Origin of the sequence: Sphingobacterium puteale (assembly GCF_003627955.1) — a bacterium.
Classification (GTDB): domain Bacteria; phylum Bacteroidota; class Bacteroidia; order Sphingobacteriales; family Sphingobacteriaceae; genus Sphingobacterium; species Sphingobacterium puteale.
The window spans coordinates 184,096-201,780 of sequence record NZ_RBWS01000007.1 but is presented as its reverse complement, the minus strand read 5'-3'; the positions used below and the strand labels follow the sequence as shown (position 1 = coordinate 201,780).

Below are 17,685 nucleotides of genomic sequence, written 5' to 3'. Positions count from 1 at the left end.
CTAATGTATGAAAATTATTGCCATATTAGATGACCATCCTTTATTATTGGAAGGCGTAACGTCTTTTCTCAATAACCAAAACGGGTATAAAGTATATTCATTTCTGGAGGAAGTATCATTGATCGAATTTTTGGATTGTACAAGAGTAGATTTGGTGCTTATGGATATGCAGCTTGTGAATACCAGCGGATTGGACGTCTGTTTGCAGGTTAAAAAGTTGTTTCCTATGATTCCGGTTATTGCACTGAGTAATCTGGCAGATCGTAATCTTATTTTTCAGTTCATGCAAAATGGGGGAAATGGTTACATATTAAAAGATGTGTCCAACGGAGAGTTCCTTCGTTGTGTAAAGCTTGGATTAAATGGAAAAGAAGCGCTCTGTGATAAAGCAAAGGATCTTTATGCTGGAGCTGTCACTTCCATGGAAGATCTTCCACATTTAACACGAAGGGAAAAAGAGATTTTAATTATGATATCCAATGGTCATACCAGTAATCAGATTGCGGAGAAGCTGTTTTTAAGTCCTGTTACGGTAGAAACACATCGACGTAATCTCTTGACAAAGTTTAAGGTGAAAAATATGGTCGAATTGGTACAACTTGCCTTAAAGCACAAATTATTAGGTCTTTAAGATGTCATATAATTGTTTTAATGTTCACCATAGCCAACATCATCCAGTTTTCCTTTAAAGACCCTAAATTGAATAATAAAATAAGCGACGACCAAAATTGCTGCAAAAATAAACCATCCCAAACCTACGGATAGGCCATATTCATGTGCTGCGGCATTTTGGATGGTAAGCGAGGGGTTTACCTCATTGGTTGACGGTAATAAGGTCGGAAACATAGAAGCCACTGTTGTCGCAAAGCTTCCCAGTATAAATAGGGAAGAGAACATAAAACCTGTACCATCTTTTTTGAACGTCCTGATCCAAAATTGTCCCAGCAGGCCAACCGTTGCAATCAACGGGAATATCCATAGCCAATAATGATTTTGTAGATTATTTAAGGAGATTGGTTTTACATAATGCCAGACATAAGCAGATAGTATGACCAATACAAGTAATACGAAATTCAGTTTAAATATGATATTTTTAAGCCGATTATTTAAAGTACTGGATGTTTTTAATATGACCCATCCCGCACCATGGATAGTCAGGGTGACGACTGCCACTAAACCTAATATCACTGTAAACCAGTCAATAATGCCTTGATGCTCGGCCAGAGGATCAAAAGTGGGATTCCAGAGTGCTAAGAAGAAATAATGCGGTTCCTGAGTAGATACGCCATTTTCGACCATACCGAGGTTAACACCGCGGACCACATTGCCTAAAGCGGCTCCAAAAAAAAGTGCAAGAAGTAGGCTCGCCAGACCAAAAGCTTTGTCCCATAAGGCTTCCCAAAGCCTATGGTGCACTTGGCCTCTCAGTTCAAGGCTTATTGCCCTAAAGATCAGTAACCATAATACCAGCATAAGCGGGAGGTAGAATCCGCTGAAAGATGACGCATAAAGTGTGGGAAAAGCAAAAAATAAAACTCCACCAGATGCGATCAGCCAAACTTCATTGGCATCCCAAAATGGACCGATTGCATTTGTTACAGCCTTCTTCTCCTGTTCGGTCTTTGCAAAAAATAAATGTACAATTCCTGCTCCAAAATCATAACCGTCGAGGACGACATAGATACCCAACATGAAAGTTAATACAACAAACCAGAATATTTCCATGACAATTAGTTTAAAGCGATATGAGTATGAGGCTCGGGGCCTTTTCGAATAATTTTCAATACTAACATAAGGAACAACAATCCCAAAAGAATATAAAGTCCGACAAATCCCAATAAGGTAAATAACGTATTACCAGAAGATACCGTGGGCGATACGCCATCTACCATACGCATTAGATTGTATACCAACCAAGGTTGTCGTCCTAGTTCGGATGTATACCAGCCTGCCGTATTGGCGATATAAGGAAAAGGAATCATAAACATAATAATCCACAGCAACCATTTGCTTTGATACAATTTATTTCGCCAAAGCAGGAAACTGCCCAATACCATTATTCCGATAAATATTGTACCTAGACCTACCATGATATGATAGCTATAATAAAGTCCGGGAACATTCGTGGGATGTAATGAGTCGTCGAACTCGTTTAGTCCTTTTATTTCAGCATCCCAGCGTTGGTAGGTCAGGAAACTTAAGACATTTGGAACAGCAATTTTATTATCAAGTTTTTTGTTTTCCATATCAGGTTGGCCGATCAGGATAATTTCGGATCCGCCCTTCTCTGTTTTAAAGATACCTTCCATGGCTGCAAATGCAGCAGGTTGGTATTTAACCACATTTTTGGCGGCAAGATCGCCTGTTGGGAATGCAAGCATAATGGATGAAATGGCGCCAAAGACAACGCCACTTTTAACGAATATCTTTCCAAATTTGCTATGTCTGTCGCTTAGGAGATAGAAAGCTCCGATGGAGGCAACAAAAAAAGAACTTGTTACTAAGGATGCCGCTTGATTATGGAGATAAGACGGCCATAACCACGGGTTGGTAAACAATGAACTAAAGTTGTTCAGTACGAACTTCCCGTTTTCAAGAATTTCATAACCCACAGGGTGCTGCATCCAGGAATGCGTGGCAATGATCAGAAAGCCACTGGCCCAGGAGCCAATGAATACCATCAATCCTGCGAGAAAGTGAAATTTGTGACCGAGTAATTTTTCTCCAAAGAGAAACATACCCAAAAAAGAGGATTCTAGAAAAAATGAAAACATTCCTTCCATTGCCAAAGTCTGTCCAATAATTCCACCGGTAAGTTCAGAGAATTTTGCCCAATTTGTTCCGAACTGAAACTCCATTGGAATCCCCGTCACCACACCCATTGTAAAATTGAGCGCAAAGATCTTCATCCAGAATTTTGAAGCATTGTTGTAATCTTCATTGTGAGTCTGTAGAAATTTCCATTTGAAATATACAATCATCAATGATAATCCCATGGTCAATTGGGGAAATAGATAGTGGAATGTGATTGTAAAGGCAAATTGAAGCCGATTATAAAGAATCATGTCCTCCATGGATCCGAAGTTTTGGTTAATGACATTTAAATATAACCATTTTTTTGTCGTGCCGCCCCCTTAATGCGCTTTATTTTTTTGACAAAATGTAATATTATCAATAAAATAAACCGTGGTTCCCTTGTCATTTAAACAAGAAAATAGATCAGCGATCGACCGGATAAAATAGCCGTTTAATAAGTCTGTTTTTTTGTCTTATCTTCGTCCACGTAATGGAAAATAGCGAAAAGGACGAGGAATATCGGAGACATGAAAAAAGCGTTAATTTTAATGGGTGTTTTGCTGATACCTATACTTTTTATTGTACTCAACAATAAGGACAGGGGAAAAGTTGCGAAGGATAATGTCACATTTCGGGATAAATTATCCGAATATGGATTGTTTAAAGGAAAAATAGCTGATCTTGTTCCCAACGACCAAGGTACTTCTTACGAATTAGCTTCTGCATTGTTTACGGACTACGCCGACAAAAGACGTGTTATTTTTCTTCCGAAAGGAAAGAAGATAGTTGCATCGGACGATGGATTACCAAATTTTCCGAATGGTACCATTATCGCCAAAACTTTTTTCTACCCGCAAAGCGCCAATCCGCAGAAATCAAAATTGTTATTGTTGGAAACACGTCTTCTGATCAACGAAAATGGGCAATGGAATGCCGCGACCTATCAATGGAATTCGACTCAAGATGAAGCTTTCTTATTAACCGACAGCGCAGCGGTCCCCGTTTTATTTTTGGATGGTAAAAGCGTAAAAAGGCAGACAAATTATATTATTCCTTCCCGCAAAGATTGTATTGCCTGTCATCGCCAGGGAGATCGCATACTACCTATAGGTCCAAAGATCAGAAATTTAAATCGGGTAGTCTTTCGGTACCGTGATACAATCCAGCAGTTGGAATATTTGAAACGTAAAGATATACTAGATATTCAACTATTGGGAAAACTAAGTTCGCTACCTAGCTACGATGACCTTAGCCAATCTACTGCGCACAGGGCGAGAGCCTATCTGGAGGTGAATTGCGCACATTGCCATAACCCTATGGGAACAGCCTATATGACTATGCTGGATCTTAGATTCGAAAGCCCGATTAACGAAACTGGAATCTGGCTTAAACAGGCAAAAATTATTGGACGAATGTCGGTATTGGGTGAGATGCACATGCCTCAAAAGGGAACCACTGTACTTCATGAGGAAGGTATAATCCTAATTAAACGCTATCTTCAGTCCCTCAAATAAATATCTAAGAAACTTTTAAATTGCTGATAATTAGCGTGGCGGGAGTTTTTTTGTTCATAGGATATCTAATTTTTTCCGTGTTTTTAATAATGTCTATTGAATTGGTAGATTATATTGAAATATCTTTTATATTTGTGAGAGATAATTTCCCTTATCTTTTCTCAAATTGGCATTAGGGGGGGGCGCTCGCCTCCCTCAATGTCTTCAAAATAGAAACAAGTTTTCGATTGGCGCTGGCACTTGTTCGTATTTTCTTATATTGCGACAATGTTTCCAATTAAATAATGCTATCATGATCCGGTATACCAAACTTTTCATGGCAATGACCATGTTTCTTCTCTTAGCTACATCTGTTAATGCACAAACTAAGAGGCCCAATATAATTCTGATTCTTACAGATGATTTAGGGTATAGTGACCTCGGCTGCTATGGGAGCCCGAATATTTCAACCCCTTTTTTGGATTCTATTGCCAGCAAAGGTGTGCGGGCAACAAACTTTATGGTGTCAACCCCCTCTTGTACCCCTTCTCGGGCATCGTTGCTAACCGGACGATATGCTTCTCGTTATAATCTACCGGCGCCAATTGGCCCGGGATCAAATCTCGGACTACCTGATGAAGAAGAAACCATTGCCGAGCTGCTAAAAAAGGTAGGTTATCGGACAGGTCTGATCGGTAAGTGGCATCTTGGCGATAAACAAGCTTATCATCATCCCAATAAGCAAGGATTCGATTTTTTTTATGGTATGTTATATAGCCATGATTATCGTGACCCTTATGTAAAAACAGATTCAGTCATAAAAATTTTTAGAAATAGGAAGCCAGAGGTCATATCGCCCGATGATTCGGATTTAAGTGCCTTATACCATAAAGAAACAGTCGATTTTATAGAAAATCAGGATAAAGATCATCCATTCTTTTTATATTACGCGCACAATTACCCACATCTTCCATTGGCTTTTGCCAACAAAAACAATAAGTCTGCCGATCAGCAGAATGCAGGCCCGTTAGGAGCAGTCATGCGTGAGTTAGACCATAATTTTGCCGAGCTTTGGAAGACCGTAGAGAAAAAAGGATTGGCGGAGAATACGATTTTGATTTTCTCAAGTGATAACGGTCCCTGGATTGCCTATCCTTCACGGATGTCGGACGACCATGCCACCAAAAACTGGCATGTAGGCACAGCCGGTGTATTTAAAGGGTCGAAAGCTGAAACTACTGAAGGTGGGGTTCGTGTTCCATTCATCGTATACGGAAAAGGATATGCACAGGAAGGTAAGGTGCTTAGACAAGCAATAAGTAATCTGGATCTGTTGCCAACGATAGCAAAATGGACAGGGGCCCCTCTTCCAGAAAAAAATATCGACGGTCAGTCGATAGATGCCTTACTAAATGGTAAAGCGGAAGATCTAAAAACAGCACATCGCCCGATATTTTTGGTAAACTACGGTCATGTTGAAGCTGTCCGGTCGGGAGATTGGAAATATAGGCGTATACCAGCTGGCGTCAATCAGATATCTGGAAAACCTTATGATGCGGTAGAAGAATTACATAATATTGCATGGGATCCAAGCGAAAGAACAAATATCATAATGGATTATCCGGAGATAGCGCAAGAACTTCGAACATTATTCGAGGGATTTGATGGGAATATGAAGTAAAAGATGAATCAAATTTTTAAAAAAAGCGACACCTCTGAAGGTATCGCTTTTTTTTAACTGTTTTAGCTTAAAGCAGTTTGAAGGAAACTTCCTTAACATCTCGACTATTGGGGCCAATGTAAATTTTAAAATCCCCCGGTTCAGCAACATAATTAAGATCATTATTGAAGAACTTGAGATCTTTAAGTTGAATATCAAATTTCACGGATCTGACTTCGCCTTTCTTCAGAAATATCTTTTGAAAACCTTTTAATTCTTTAACCGGGCGGGTGACAGAACCAACTAGGTCCTGGATATATAATTGAACGGTCTCCTCTGCGTCGTAATGACCTGTATTGCTAATATCAATGCGTGCTTGAATGGTACCGTCGTTATCCAATGTGTTTTTATCTAGCTGAATCTCTCCATAAGCAAAGCTCGTATAACTCAATCCATAACCGAAAGGGTAGAGTGGGGAATTGCTAACATCTAAATAATTCGATTTAAACTTTTCAAAATCCCCGGAGTTGCCATAGGGTCTTCCTGTATTTTTATGTGCATAATAAATCGGAATTTGCCCCACATTTCTAGGAAAGGTCGCTGTAATTTTACCTGAAGGAACAACATCACCAAATAGTACGTCAGCAACTGCTTTTCCTGTTTCCGATCCACCAAACCAAACATTTAATATTGCAGGTACATGAGCATCCTCCCAAGTAAGCGTAAGCGGTCTACCGGTAAATAAGACAAGAACGACTGGCTTTCCGGTCGCCAATAATGCTTTCAAAAGATTTTGTTGATTTTTAGGTATGTCCAGCTCGGAGCGGCTTGAGCTTTCTCCGGACATTTCTGAAGATTCTCCAAGCGCAGCAACAACAACATCTGATTGTTGAGCAATTTTTACGGCATCTGCGATAATTTCTTCTTCTTTCCGAGGATCTCTTACTATTGTACGCCCAAACATTGTCGCGTGCTTTTGGTAGGTAGAATCTTCCAGCAGATTAGTTCCAAGATGTGTGAGGATATTTACTTTATTACCCAGCACCGCCTTCATCCCTTCTACTAATGATGCTGTTTTCTCTAATTCTGCACTCACGCTCCAGGTACCCGGCATATTCGCTCCTGAATTGGCTAAAGGGCCAATGACGGCAACTGTGCCCGTTTTTTTTAACGGAAGAATCTGATTTTCATTTTTCAACAAAACGAATGATTTAGCGGCAATTTCTCTTGCTTTAGCATGATTGGCAGCCGAACCTATCACACTTTTCGCACGCTGATCATTACAATAACGGTATGGATCTTCGAATAGTCCTAATTTATATTTTGCTTCCAACACAAAACGACAAGCTCTGTCGATATCAGCGAGTTTAACCTTGCCTTCGTCAAGCGATTTTTTCAGTGTTGTGAGAAAACCTTCGCCCACCATATCCATGTCAATACCTGCGTTCAGGCTTAATGCTGAGACTTGTTGTAAATCGCCGAGGCCGTGCGCTGTGAGTTCATTGACCGCCGTATAATCTGTTACAACTAAGCCCTTAAAACCCCACTGCTTGCGTAGCACATCGGTCATCAACCATTTGTTGGCTGATGCGGGTACGCCATTAATATCGTTGAAGGAGGTCATTATACTGCCGGCTCCGGCATCTATAGCTGCTTTGTAAGGCGGTAGATATTCATTGTACATGCGATGGAGGCTCATGTCCGTGCTATTATAGTCCCGTCCGGCTTCTGCTGCGCCGTAGAGTGCAAAATGTTTGACACAGGCCATCATCGTGTTGTGTGCTGCTAAATTATCCCCTTGGAAGCCATGGACAATAGCCTCAGCAACTTTTGAACTTAGGTAAGTATCTTCACCTGCGCCTTCGGAAATACGTCCCCATCTCGGGTCTCTGGAAATATCCACCATCGGCGAAAATGCCCAATTAATGCCATCTGCTGTCGCTTCTTCTGCCGCTATGCGGGCAGATTGTTGAATTAAGCCCATATCCCATGTAGCTGCAAGTCCCAATGGAATAGGAAAAACAGTGCGGTAGCCGTGTATGACATCCATCCCAAAGATAATCGGGATATTGAGTCTGGACTGCTTGATTGCAATTTCTTGGGTCTTACGAATTTTGGATGGTGTACTCATACTAAAGATACCTCCAATCTGGCCATTTCGAATTTTAGCTTCCACGTCTGTGGAAACCGTTGTTCCAGTTGTCGCCTCGCCGCCAGTAACAAGATTTAGCTGCCCGATCTTTTCTTCGACTGTCATCTTGGCCATAAGCTGGTTAATGAACTCATCCATTTTTTGAGTTGACTGTGCGGGACTTACATGCCAGCCTAGAAATGCAAGAAGGAATGTTCCTACTACTTTTTTCATTGTATTATTTTTTTATACGTTATGAACTAAATATTTTAATTGAGCGCATAACACCTGATTTGGTTGCTGATTGTAATATTTATTTATAAAATAAGCTTGAGGTAGATTATCGAGCCCGTTGTTGATAATTTTTATATTTTCGTGGGTGGAACCATTTTCAACGTGTGACAGATTAAAAATGATTCCAAATTAACCACTACTTTAGATAGGGACTCGTAAAACCAAGTTTTTTCAATCCCTGCTGAATCTCCGGTGCTTGCATGAATAAGTCCCAGATTTTTCCTGTTCTGTAGTTTTCGATCATGACAACAATAGGTCCCTGATCGATCGCGAGATAACGTTGCGGAAACCAGTTGGCAGTTTCGCTATAGGCATCATAGTAGCCATATTTGCCCCAAACTTTATCGCCCAATTGATTATTTAGGTATTGCGCAAATTGGATACTTTCGTGCGGAGTGTAGGGCATGGAAGACAAGGCTGCTGTTGGCGAGATTACGCCGGGATCGTTGTCCGGATGGTGTGCATCGTAGCCTTTGATGGAATAACTGGCTGTCCAGCCCCAGCCTTTGTCGGCCCCATAGCCTTTATAACCTTTAGGGTTGAGCTTGGCATAAGCTAAATTTATTTTGACATGATTGCTGGTTACCTCCCAATAATCAGCATATTGATCTTTTAGGCCTTTTGGGCTTAATCCCAAGTAAGAATAGTGTTCCCAAAAAAGAGGGCCTACTTCGCCTTCTTTAGCATTCTGTTTAATTGCTAGCGGAATATCATATTTTTTAGCCGTGCTTTTAATCCCGCCAGATCTTGCCCATCCTTCATGGTATACACTGGGAGCAATAGGGTGGGAGGGAGAAGAAGCTGCCAAAATATAGGTAATCAAACATTCATCATACCCTCTGACTGGATGGTTTTGCTGAAAGTTAAATTTAGGGCTCCAGTGCCAATAAAGCACATTCTGTCCATTTGTATAGTGATTCCAATCGATTTCTTTCCAGAGTTTATCTGCTTTTTGTGCAACGGCTTTGGCCGCATCGCTTTTGTCCTTCAGGTACTCGCGAACCGTCAGTAAGCCTTGTGCTAGAAACGCAGTTTCAACAATATCTCCGCCATTGTCTTTTTCACTAAAAGGCTTGGCTGTACCCAGTTCGCCATCATACCAATGTGCCCATGCGCCTTTGAATCGTTCGATTTTGCCCAAATAATTCATGATGTGATCCAACTTTTGAACCCCTTGTTCTTGGCTGATAAATCCACGTTCCATGGCGACAATCATGCTCATAAGACCGAAACCGCTACCACCGATCGTCACAACATTACGATCATTCTCAGGGTAGACACCGTCCATATGAATACGTTCACGTGCCAATCCCGATGTTGGTTCGGCACCTTCCCAGAAATATTGAAAGGTCTGTTGCTGGATATTTGTTAACAAAGAATCTTCATTGATAATAGGGTGGCTTATAGAATCACCGTTGGACGCATTCTCAGTACTGACGGAGGAAGTGTTTCGGCATGAACTGCTGAGAAGAAGGGCCAAAGCAATACCAGTTAAGTAAGTATATGCTATTCGATTTCTCATGGATAGTATTGTTTAAAGTCTTAAAAAATGTTCAAACGGCCTTTGGCCGTTTGAACGGAGTTATTTTTTTGTGTATTACCAGCCTGGGTTTTGCGGCATTTCTGGAGTCTGAATACGTTGATCTTCCGGAATCGGAAAAAGCAACATTTTATCCTGAAATGTCTTTCCATTCGCAGCCATCGCAGTTTTTGCCTGTTTTGTACGAATCAAATCAAACCAGCGGTCATGTTCGAATGCCAATTCAAGACGTCTTTCTTTCCAGATCAATTGACGGAGCTGTGCCTGGTCAGTCGTCGTTACGTTGGCTAATTTTACGCGTGTCCGTACAGCGTTCAAGGCATTCAGCGCTTCGCTGCTATTGCCAAGCTCATTTGCAGCTTCAGCAAGGATAAGGTAAATTTCACCTAAACGGAGATAACGTACGTTTTTATCGGTATAATCAGCACCACCGTTAGCAGATGAGTATGCTTTCATATTGTACATGGCATTTTCTACGCCAGCGTCGATTACGCGACCATCATATAAGGTCGAATTTCTGAAAATAATGGTCGCATCACGACGGATATTGTCATGCTCAGCATTAAAAGCATTGAGTAGATTTTCGCTGGGCGTATTAAACCCCCAACCGAGTTTTACCAGACCACCACGCGGAGCTTGTACCTGGCTATATTGTTTAACCCCAAGGGCAATTGATGTCCCCCGCGCTTGCCATTCAAATAAGGATTCGGGGCCATTTTCTCCCGCCAAGCGCCAAATTGTTGCGTAGTCTTTTTCAAGGCTATATCCCCCTGAGTTGATGACAGTTTTGGCCATATCAGCTGCCTGTTGCCACTTATTTTGATAAAGATATACTTTCGATAACAATCCCTGTGCTGCCCCTTTGGTGGCGCGTCCGAGATCTTTTGCCGCATAAGCAGATTTTACAGGCAGATTGTCGATAGCGAATTGTAGATCAGCTTCTATATAGCTGTAGACTTCGGATGCGGATTCCCTTTTTATTAAATCACGATCTTGGATCGGTACATCTCCCCATCCACGTACTAAATAAAAATAGTTGAGCGCACGCAAAAAGCGGGCTTCGGCAACCAGTCTATTTTTATATGCTTCATCAGTCAGCCCATATTTTTCGGTATATTCAATAGCTTGTGTTGCCCGTCCTATTGATTTATACCAGCGTACCCACATCGATTTAAAGGAGCCTGTTGTAGAGGTATATGTTAATTCGTCTAAACTTAACTTATCTCCGCCGGCATCTGTTACAGCAGAGCCTTTATCCCCATTGTCGGACAGCATATCGGTTATACCGATGTAGGAGAAGGAGTAGTCCCAAGATGTAAACATACCATACACACCGTTGATAAATTGTTCGGGTGTATATATCACCTCACTATCTTCAGCCTCAACTCTTTCACGAGAAGGAACATCCAAAAAATTATTGTCTTTGCAACCCTGAAGTGCAATACCAGCACTAAGAAAAAGGGATATATAGAGTTTGTTAATTTTCATTGTTTTCAAAACTTAAGTGATTAAAATTGCATGTTAAGCCCAAAAAGGAAATTACGTGTTGTCGGATAGGCCGATAACTCAATACCAGAGGTCAGTTTTGGACTACCATCGCCAGCTAATTCAGGAGAGAAACCACTGTAGTTGGTAAACATAAATGGATTTTGAGCTGTTACGTAGAGACGTAATTTGGATTTGGAACTATATAAGTTGTTGAAGGTGTATCCGAGAGTAATATTATTGATGCGGAAATAGCTGCCTGATTCTAGATAATAACTAGAAGCCCAATAAGCATGTTCAGCACCTGGATGTACATTGGTTGAACCTGCTCCTTTCCAGCGGTTTTCAAACGTTTCCAACGTAACGTTTTCACCTGCATTTTGCCTTATACTTTTCAGCCCGTTATAGACTTTATTACCTGCAACTCCGTAACCTGACAGATTAAAGTCAATTGCTTTATAATTGATACCTATATTGATCCCGTAAGTCGAAGATGGTAAGAATGAACCAAAGAATTTTTTATCTCGGGTATCAATTACACCATCGCCATTTTGATCTTTATATTTTAAGTAACCAGGCTTAGCTGGTCCGAAAGAAGGATTATTAGCGATATCATTCGCATCCTGAAATACACCAATGGATTCAAACATCCACCATCCGTAAATAGGTTGTCCTACGCGAAGCTGCTTGGTAATTTCTCCATTATTAAGACTTCCGCCGGTGTCGCCGTCAAAGGCTGATACCACTTCGGTAACCTCATTTTTGTTATAAGCGTAATTGACACCAACAGTATAGCTGAAATCCGGACTTATATTTTTATTCCAATTTAGCACAACCTCGACACCTTGGTTTAACACCTTAGCACCATGCGCATAGAAATTTTGTTCTGAAGGAGAATTTAAAGTCGGTGTTACATTTAAGATCGTATTAGTGTTTAATTTATGATAATAATCAATAGATCCGGATAAATTGTTATTGAGGAATGCAAAATCAATACCCGCACCTGTTTCACGAGTTACCTCCCATGAAAGATTCACAGCAGGTGTTCCATAAGAACTGCCGTATACGAGATTTTGTTCAGGTCCAAAAACATAGTTATACGTCGAAGCTTCAGGGCTGCTCATGATGGTTGACACGTTTAGTGGGATGTCCTGATTACCTAACTTACCCCAGTTTCCTCTTAATTTCAACAAATTGATCCAAGAGGCATCTTTCATAAATTCTTCATTGGAGATATTCCATCCCAGACCGATTGAAGGGAAAGTTCCCCAGTATTTTCCGGTATTTTTAAAGACGCTGGAACCATCTCGCCTCAATGTACCCGTAAAATAATAACGGCTGTCATAATTGTAAGCGATACGACCAAAATAAGAAGCTAGAGCCCTTGGCGTATAATAGGTCTGGCGATTGACTATCTTGTATTCATCTGAGGCTAAATCAATATTCCAGTACTGTTCTTGTCCGGGGACAGTATATCCCATTTGGCTATTCATACTATTGATGTCATATTTTTCGCGAGACATACCCAATACAGCTTCTACATTATGTTTGTCAAAACTTTTGTTAAAAGTCAAGAAGTTCTCCCACGACCACCTGAATTGTTCTAGATTCTCGTACTTAAGACTATTATCTGCAAAAGCAATGTTTCCTACCCCACCTTTTGCTTTCTCATTATAGAAGTCGGTCTCTGTCTTTAATGGGTTAGCATTGAGATAATTTTCTTTGATATTTACAAATTGTCTGTCCTTTGAATAGAACTTATTACCGCCGATACGTGAATTGATTTTTAAATAGTCCGTTATTTTAAACTCTCCTTCAAAGCTTCCTTGTAAACGCAATGTATTTGTCAATTGATTTTGACGGAGAACTTCATATATCGGATTACCTTCAGAGTTTAGGTTACCTAAGCTTTCGCCGGGAGCGGTTTCTAAACCAACTATCCCCGTTGTTGTATTGACGCTATTTGTCCCATATCGGCCATTGCTATACATCACGGGAACCAAAGGAGACTGCCTGTAAGCCGTTGTAAAGGCACTGTAGGGTTTAGGGGTAGCTTTAGTTAAAGTCAAATTAAGGTTTTGACTAAACTTAAGACGGTTGTTGAATAGCTTGTATACATTATTATTACGTAGGGTATTCCGGATATATTTCGATCCATCGAGGATTCCGTTTTCAGTGAAGTTGTTGGCTGATACAAAATAATCGACTTTGTCAGTACCTCCAGAAATGTTGATTGCGTTATTATAGACGCTACCGGTTCTGAGCATTTCATCAAACCAATCTGTATTGGTTGTTTGAGCAGAGTCCAATAAATAATCTCCTTTAACCGACTCCAAGAACTCGTTCGCATAGGTAATGAATTGCGATGAATTGGCCATCTTAACTCGGTTAAGAATTTTCTTCATTCCTGCATAGCTTTCATAATTGATATTAACGGTGCCCGTTTTACCCTTCTTGGTGGTAACAATAATGACACCATTTGCAGCCCTTAAACCATAGATAGAAGCCGAAGAAGCATCTTTTAATACATCCATGGATTCAATATCCGAAGGGTTAATATTGTTGATGTCCGTTTGCGCAATACCGTCAACAATATATAATGGATTTCTTCCTCCTAAAGCAGTTCCTAATCCACGAATAATGACATTTGGTGAAGATCCCGGTGCTTCATTGGCAACAATATTTAGCCCCGCGGCTTTACCCTGAATGGATTGCATGGCTGACATCGCGGGCTGTTTAGTGATGTCGGATGATTTTAAGGAGCTAATTGATCCCGTCAGGTCAGCCTTTTTTTGCGTACCGTAACCGATGACAACAACCTCTTCTAATGCTTTATTTTCATTCTCTAGAAAAACGCTGAGTTGCGTTTGGTTTCCGATGTATACCGTTTGTGTACGGTAACCTAGAAAGTTAAATACCAATGAATCGGTAGGAGAGGCATTGATCTGAAATTTCCCCGTTGCGTCGGTTTTTGTAGATACTGTTTTCCCTTTAATACTAATGGTGACCCCGGGCATGGATACCATGCTTGAGCCATCTTTGACTACCCCTTGTATAGAAGTTTGTCCATAGGCAACCGAGACGACCATGGATGTCAAAAATAATGCGGATAGATTCCTCATATCGTAAATTTTTGGTGTTTGTTTAAAATACAGTTGGTTATTTCCCTGGAGCAAATATGTTGATGTAGTACAACTTCGCCAAAATTTAACATTTTCACATCACTACTACACTGTATTTATGCTTTCTCAATATTGTTTTGAATTTATTTTAAAACTCTGGTTTTGAAATGTTTAATATTTTATTTCGCGTAAAAAAAAGAGCGCTTTAGTGTTGTTTTTACACTAAAGCGCTTGTGTGGTAATGATGTAGTCTTTGTAGCGAAATTTTAACGTTCCAACAGAAATTCGGACAAGTTTTTGTCAGTTGGTAGGCCTAATTTTTTGCGCAATCGGTAGCGTCTGATCTCGACACCTCGCGTACTGATGTTGAGCAGAGAAGCAATCTCTTTACTGGACATATTGAGCCGTAAATAAGCACATAGTTTTAAATCATTAGGAACAAGATCCGGAAACTCCTGCTTTAATTTTTTAAAGAAATTCTCATGTGATTCATTAAAACTTTTTTCAAAAATATGCCAGTCACGATCGTCGTTATGGGCGTCTTCGATTAGCTTATTTATTTTTTTCAATTCGTCGGAACTGAGTCTGTTTCCTTCTGCATCTTTGAGCTGTTTGAGTTCATCATGTAGATTGTTCAACATTTCATTTTTATAGACGATATTGAGCGCTGCATTGGCCAGTTCCTTGTTCTTTAGGCTGAGCTGAGCTTCCAATTGTTGGTTCTTTAATTTAATCCATTCTTTCTCCTGTTGTTCGGCATCTCTTTCCAGAGCAATTTTCTTTTCTTCTAACCATTTTCGCTTCGCTTGAAACTGTCTTTTTCTTTCTCGTTGAAGATTGAAATTATAAATAAGATAAATCAATCCTGTAACCATCAAAATATAGCAGATTTTTGCCCACCATGATAGGTACCAGGGATATTGAATTGTAAACGATATTGTCCGTACCTCCGAAGTCAAGCCGGTGTTGGTTCTGGCCCGTATCTTAATTTCGAAATCCCCATACGGCAAGTTTGTAAAATCTTGATAAGCTGTTTCACTCCAATCCGACCATTTATCCGAATAACCTTCTAAGTAATACTGATATTGTAATGGTGAAGAGGAGTAATAGGGGCTTGAGAAACTCACCCTGAGGTTATTCTCGGATGATGCCAGCTTAAGGTCTCCATTCGGTATAATCGTTTCTCCGGTTGTAAGATTGGTCAATTGAGCGATCTGAGGAGGAGGCAATATATATTTACGATCTTGACCTGAATTCCGATAGATAGCAAAACCATCATCCAACCCAATCAGATAGTAGTGATTTTCAATAGGAAGGATATTTTCATAATTATTCATCATGCGATCTTGCAAAGGGCTGAGCAGATTGGAATCTATCTTCAGTTTTCCTTTGCTATCAAAATCGACCTTGGCGATTTTTGTTTTCTGAATAAACCAATAGCTGTTGGTATTGATAGGGATAATCTTATTTGAATTTTTATAACTCCCTAAGGCATTGTTTAATTCATCGGAATAAGTAAAGCGCTTCACAATGTTGTCAAATTGCATGAATCCACTGTCCGTAGCGAAAACGAGATTATTTTCCAGGGTATAAATTCCAGTAAATCTTCGTTTAGCAGCAAGGCTGTCTTGCATTGATGTAAACTGAATGTGTGCTTTTTGGAAGCTCGGATCAAAATCAATTAACTGTACCTGTCCCCAATCCCCGATCCAAAATGAATGGTTGTCTTTTTGTGCTAAAAATCGAACAGGTTCCTTGATCGAAGAAAATTGCTGGACAAATAGAATCTGTGTGCCATCAAAAACAAATTTTGATAATCCAGTATAATTCCCCTGGAGAATATTCTTCGTTCCAAAAATAGGTTTGAATATCCACCCCCCCGTAATTTGGGAGATCTTTTCCAGTTTACCGCTGACCAATTTAAAAGTTCCTTCGTTATGACCACAAATGAGGTCATCGCCAAAAATAGCCAATGTCCAGACTTGACCATTTGAATTGGGGACTTGTGTGAAATCTAATGAATTATAGTTGTTTAGACCCTTCCATTCACTGACGAATAAGCCCTTATTTGTCCCTAGGTAAATTTTCCCCCGGTAAATAATTGAAGTATACACCGTACCTATTTTGCCTACAAAGTCGGTGTAGAAAGATAAAGAAGAGTTGATTTCAATACGGTCAATTCCATTATCTAGCCCTACCCAGATATTTTGTTGTTTATCCTTTACAATACTAAGTACCGTATTGTTCTGTAAACCATTATTTTTATTGATATGTTGGACAACTTCTCCAGCTTTGTTGATAATAATCACACCATTTTGAATGGTGCCAAAAGCATATTGCCCATCGTATAGATAAATGCCGTTATTTATCTGAGATTGACTGAGGATGGTATTGGCCGAAATTGACCATTGTTTAATTATCCCGTTGGACGACATCAGATAAAGTCCATGTCGCGCGGTTGCTATTATTGAGTTATCCTTATCATAGGGTAATATCGCTAAAACATTTTTGTCCCGGAGGGTCTCCTTACCTTGTACAGGTACCAGTTTCCCAGCTTTGAATTCATGTAGACCACTAGGTAACTGTTCAAAGAAAAGTTGACCGTTGAGCTGATGGGGAAATAAGAACGGCTCGCCTTTAGCCGTCAGTGGTCTGATTTTATTATTCTCCCAGATATAGGACTTGGAAAAGGTATGGAAGAATACACGATTATCCTCCACAATAATTTTCCAGATTTCTTCATTTGGAAAATAAGTCTTATCCGCGACCAATTTGGATAGGCTATGATAAGTCATCTCACCAAAGGGTCCTGACGTCCAGTAACCAAATTCACCCCGCCCGCCTGTAAATACTCTTCCGGCTTTATCAACAGCAACACTGCGGACCATTGAATGGTTAGGAAGTGGGTACATCCGCCAGTATTGTCCGTCAAATCGTAGTAATCCTTCCGTATTGGCGCTAAAGATCCGTCCTTCTTGATCAATAGCCAAAGACCAATTCTGGTTGCCTGCCTTGTATTGACTTTTTTTGTATTGCTTTACAAACGGCGTGCCTGTGGGTATGATTGTCTGGCCATAACCAGTATTCATATTAAGAATAAAAAAAGCACAAAACCAAAAGATATAGTTAACGCTATATTTTTTTGATATCATTGAATCCCTCAC

At 40.2% G+C, this 17,685-nt stretch carries 10 protein-coding genes; 3 read left to right on the top strand and 7 right to left on the bottom strand.

What is annotated here, in order from left to right; all coding sequences use genetic code 11:
- The first annotated feature begins 7 nt into the window (after positions 1-7).
- On the top strand, positions 8-631 hold the full coding sequence (locus tag D7322_RS10010; RefSeq protein WP_121123785.1) for a response regulator transcription factor: 624 nt from the start codon (positions 8-10) through the stop codon (positions 629-631).
- A 17-nt stretch (positions 632-648) separates the two neighbouring features.
- Here D7322_RS10010 and cydB read toward each other — a convergent pair whose 3' ends face one another.
- On the bottom strand, positions 649-1,725 hold the full coding sequence (gene cydB / locus D7322_RS10005; RefSeq protein WP_121123783.1) for a cytochrome d ubiquinol oxidase subunit II: 1,077 nt from the start codon (positions 1,723-1,725) through the stop codon (positions 649-651).
- Between the two features lie 5 nt (positions 1,726-1,730).
- Positions 1,731-3,074: a cytochrome ubiquinol oxidase subunit I gene (locus tag D7322_RS10000; protein WP_121123781.1), complete on the bottom strand. Its 1,344-nt coding sequence runs from the start codon at positions 3,072-3,074 to the stop codon at positions 1,731-1,733.
- A gap of 249 nt (positions 3,075-3,323) precedes the next feature.
- Between D7322_RS10000 and D7322_RS09995 the strand changes: the two genes are divergently transcribed.
- On the top strand, positions 3,324-4,310 hold the full coding sequence (locus D7322_RS09995) for a hypothetical protein (protein WP_147430360.1): 987 nt from the start codon (positions 3,324-3,326) through the stop codon (positions 4,308-4,310).
- 292 nt (positions 4,311-4,602) lie between these two features.
- A complete protein-coding gene (locus tag D7322_RS09990) occupies positions 4,603-5,970 on the top strand; it encodes a sulfatase-like hydrolase/transferase (RefSeq protein WP_121123777.1) in 1,368 nt (455 codons plus the stop codon).
- A 67-nt stretch (positions 5,971-6,037) separates the two neighbouring features.
- Here D7322_RS09990 and bglX read toward each other — a convergent pair whose 3' ends face one another.
- The 5 genes from bglX to D7322_RS09965 all read right to left on the bottom strand — a co-directional run bounded on the left by bglX (position 6,038) and on the right by D7322_RS09965 (position 17,610).
- Entirely contained in the window at positions 6,038-8,314 is a 2,277-nt protein-coding gene (gene bglX, locus D7322_RS09985) for a beta-glucosidase BglX (RefSeq protein WP_121123775.1), read from the bottom strand.
- 196 nt (positions 8,315-8,510) lie between these two features.
- The gene (locus D7322_RS09980) at positions 8,511-9,896 is read right to left on the bottom strand and encodes a glucoamylase family protein (protein ID WP_121123773.1); all 1,386 of its coding nucleotides are present in this window, start codon (positions 9,894-9,896) and stop codon (positions 8,511-8,513) included.
- A 75-nt stretch (positions 9,897-9,971) separates the two neighbouring features.
- The gene (locus tag D7322_RS09975; protein WP_121123771.1) at positions 9,972-11,402 is read right to left on the bottom strand and encodes a RagB/SusD family nutrient uptake outer membrane protein; all 1,431 of its coding nucleotides are present in this window, start codon (positions 11,400-11,402) and stop codon (positions 9,972-9,974) included.
- 20 nt (positions 11,403-11,422) lie between these two features.
- Complete coding sequence (locus D7322_RS09970; protein WP_121123769.1) at positions 11,423-14,521, bottom strand: SusC/RagA family TonB-linked outer membrane protein; 3,099 nt, start codon at positions 14,519-14,521, stop codon at positions 11,423-11,425.
- Between the two features lie 266 nt (positions 14,522-14,787).
- Positions 14,788-17,610, bottom strand: a complete 2,823-nt coding sequence (locus D7322_RS09965) for a helix-turn-helix and ligand-binding sensor domain-containing protein (RefSeq protein ID WP_183078659.1) — start codon at positions 17,608-17,610, stop codon at positions 14,788-14,790.
- Positions 17,611-17,685 lie beyond the last annotated feature (75 nt).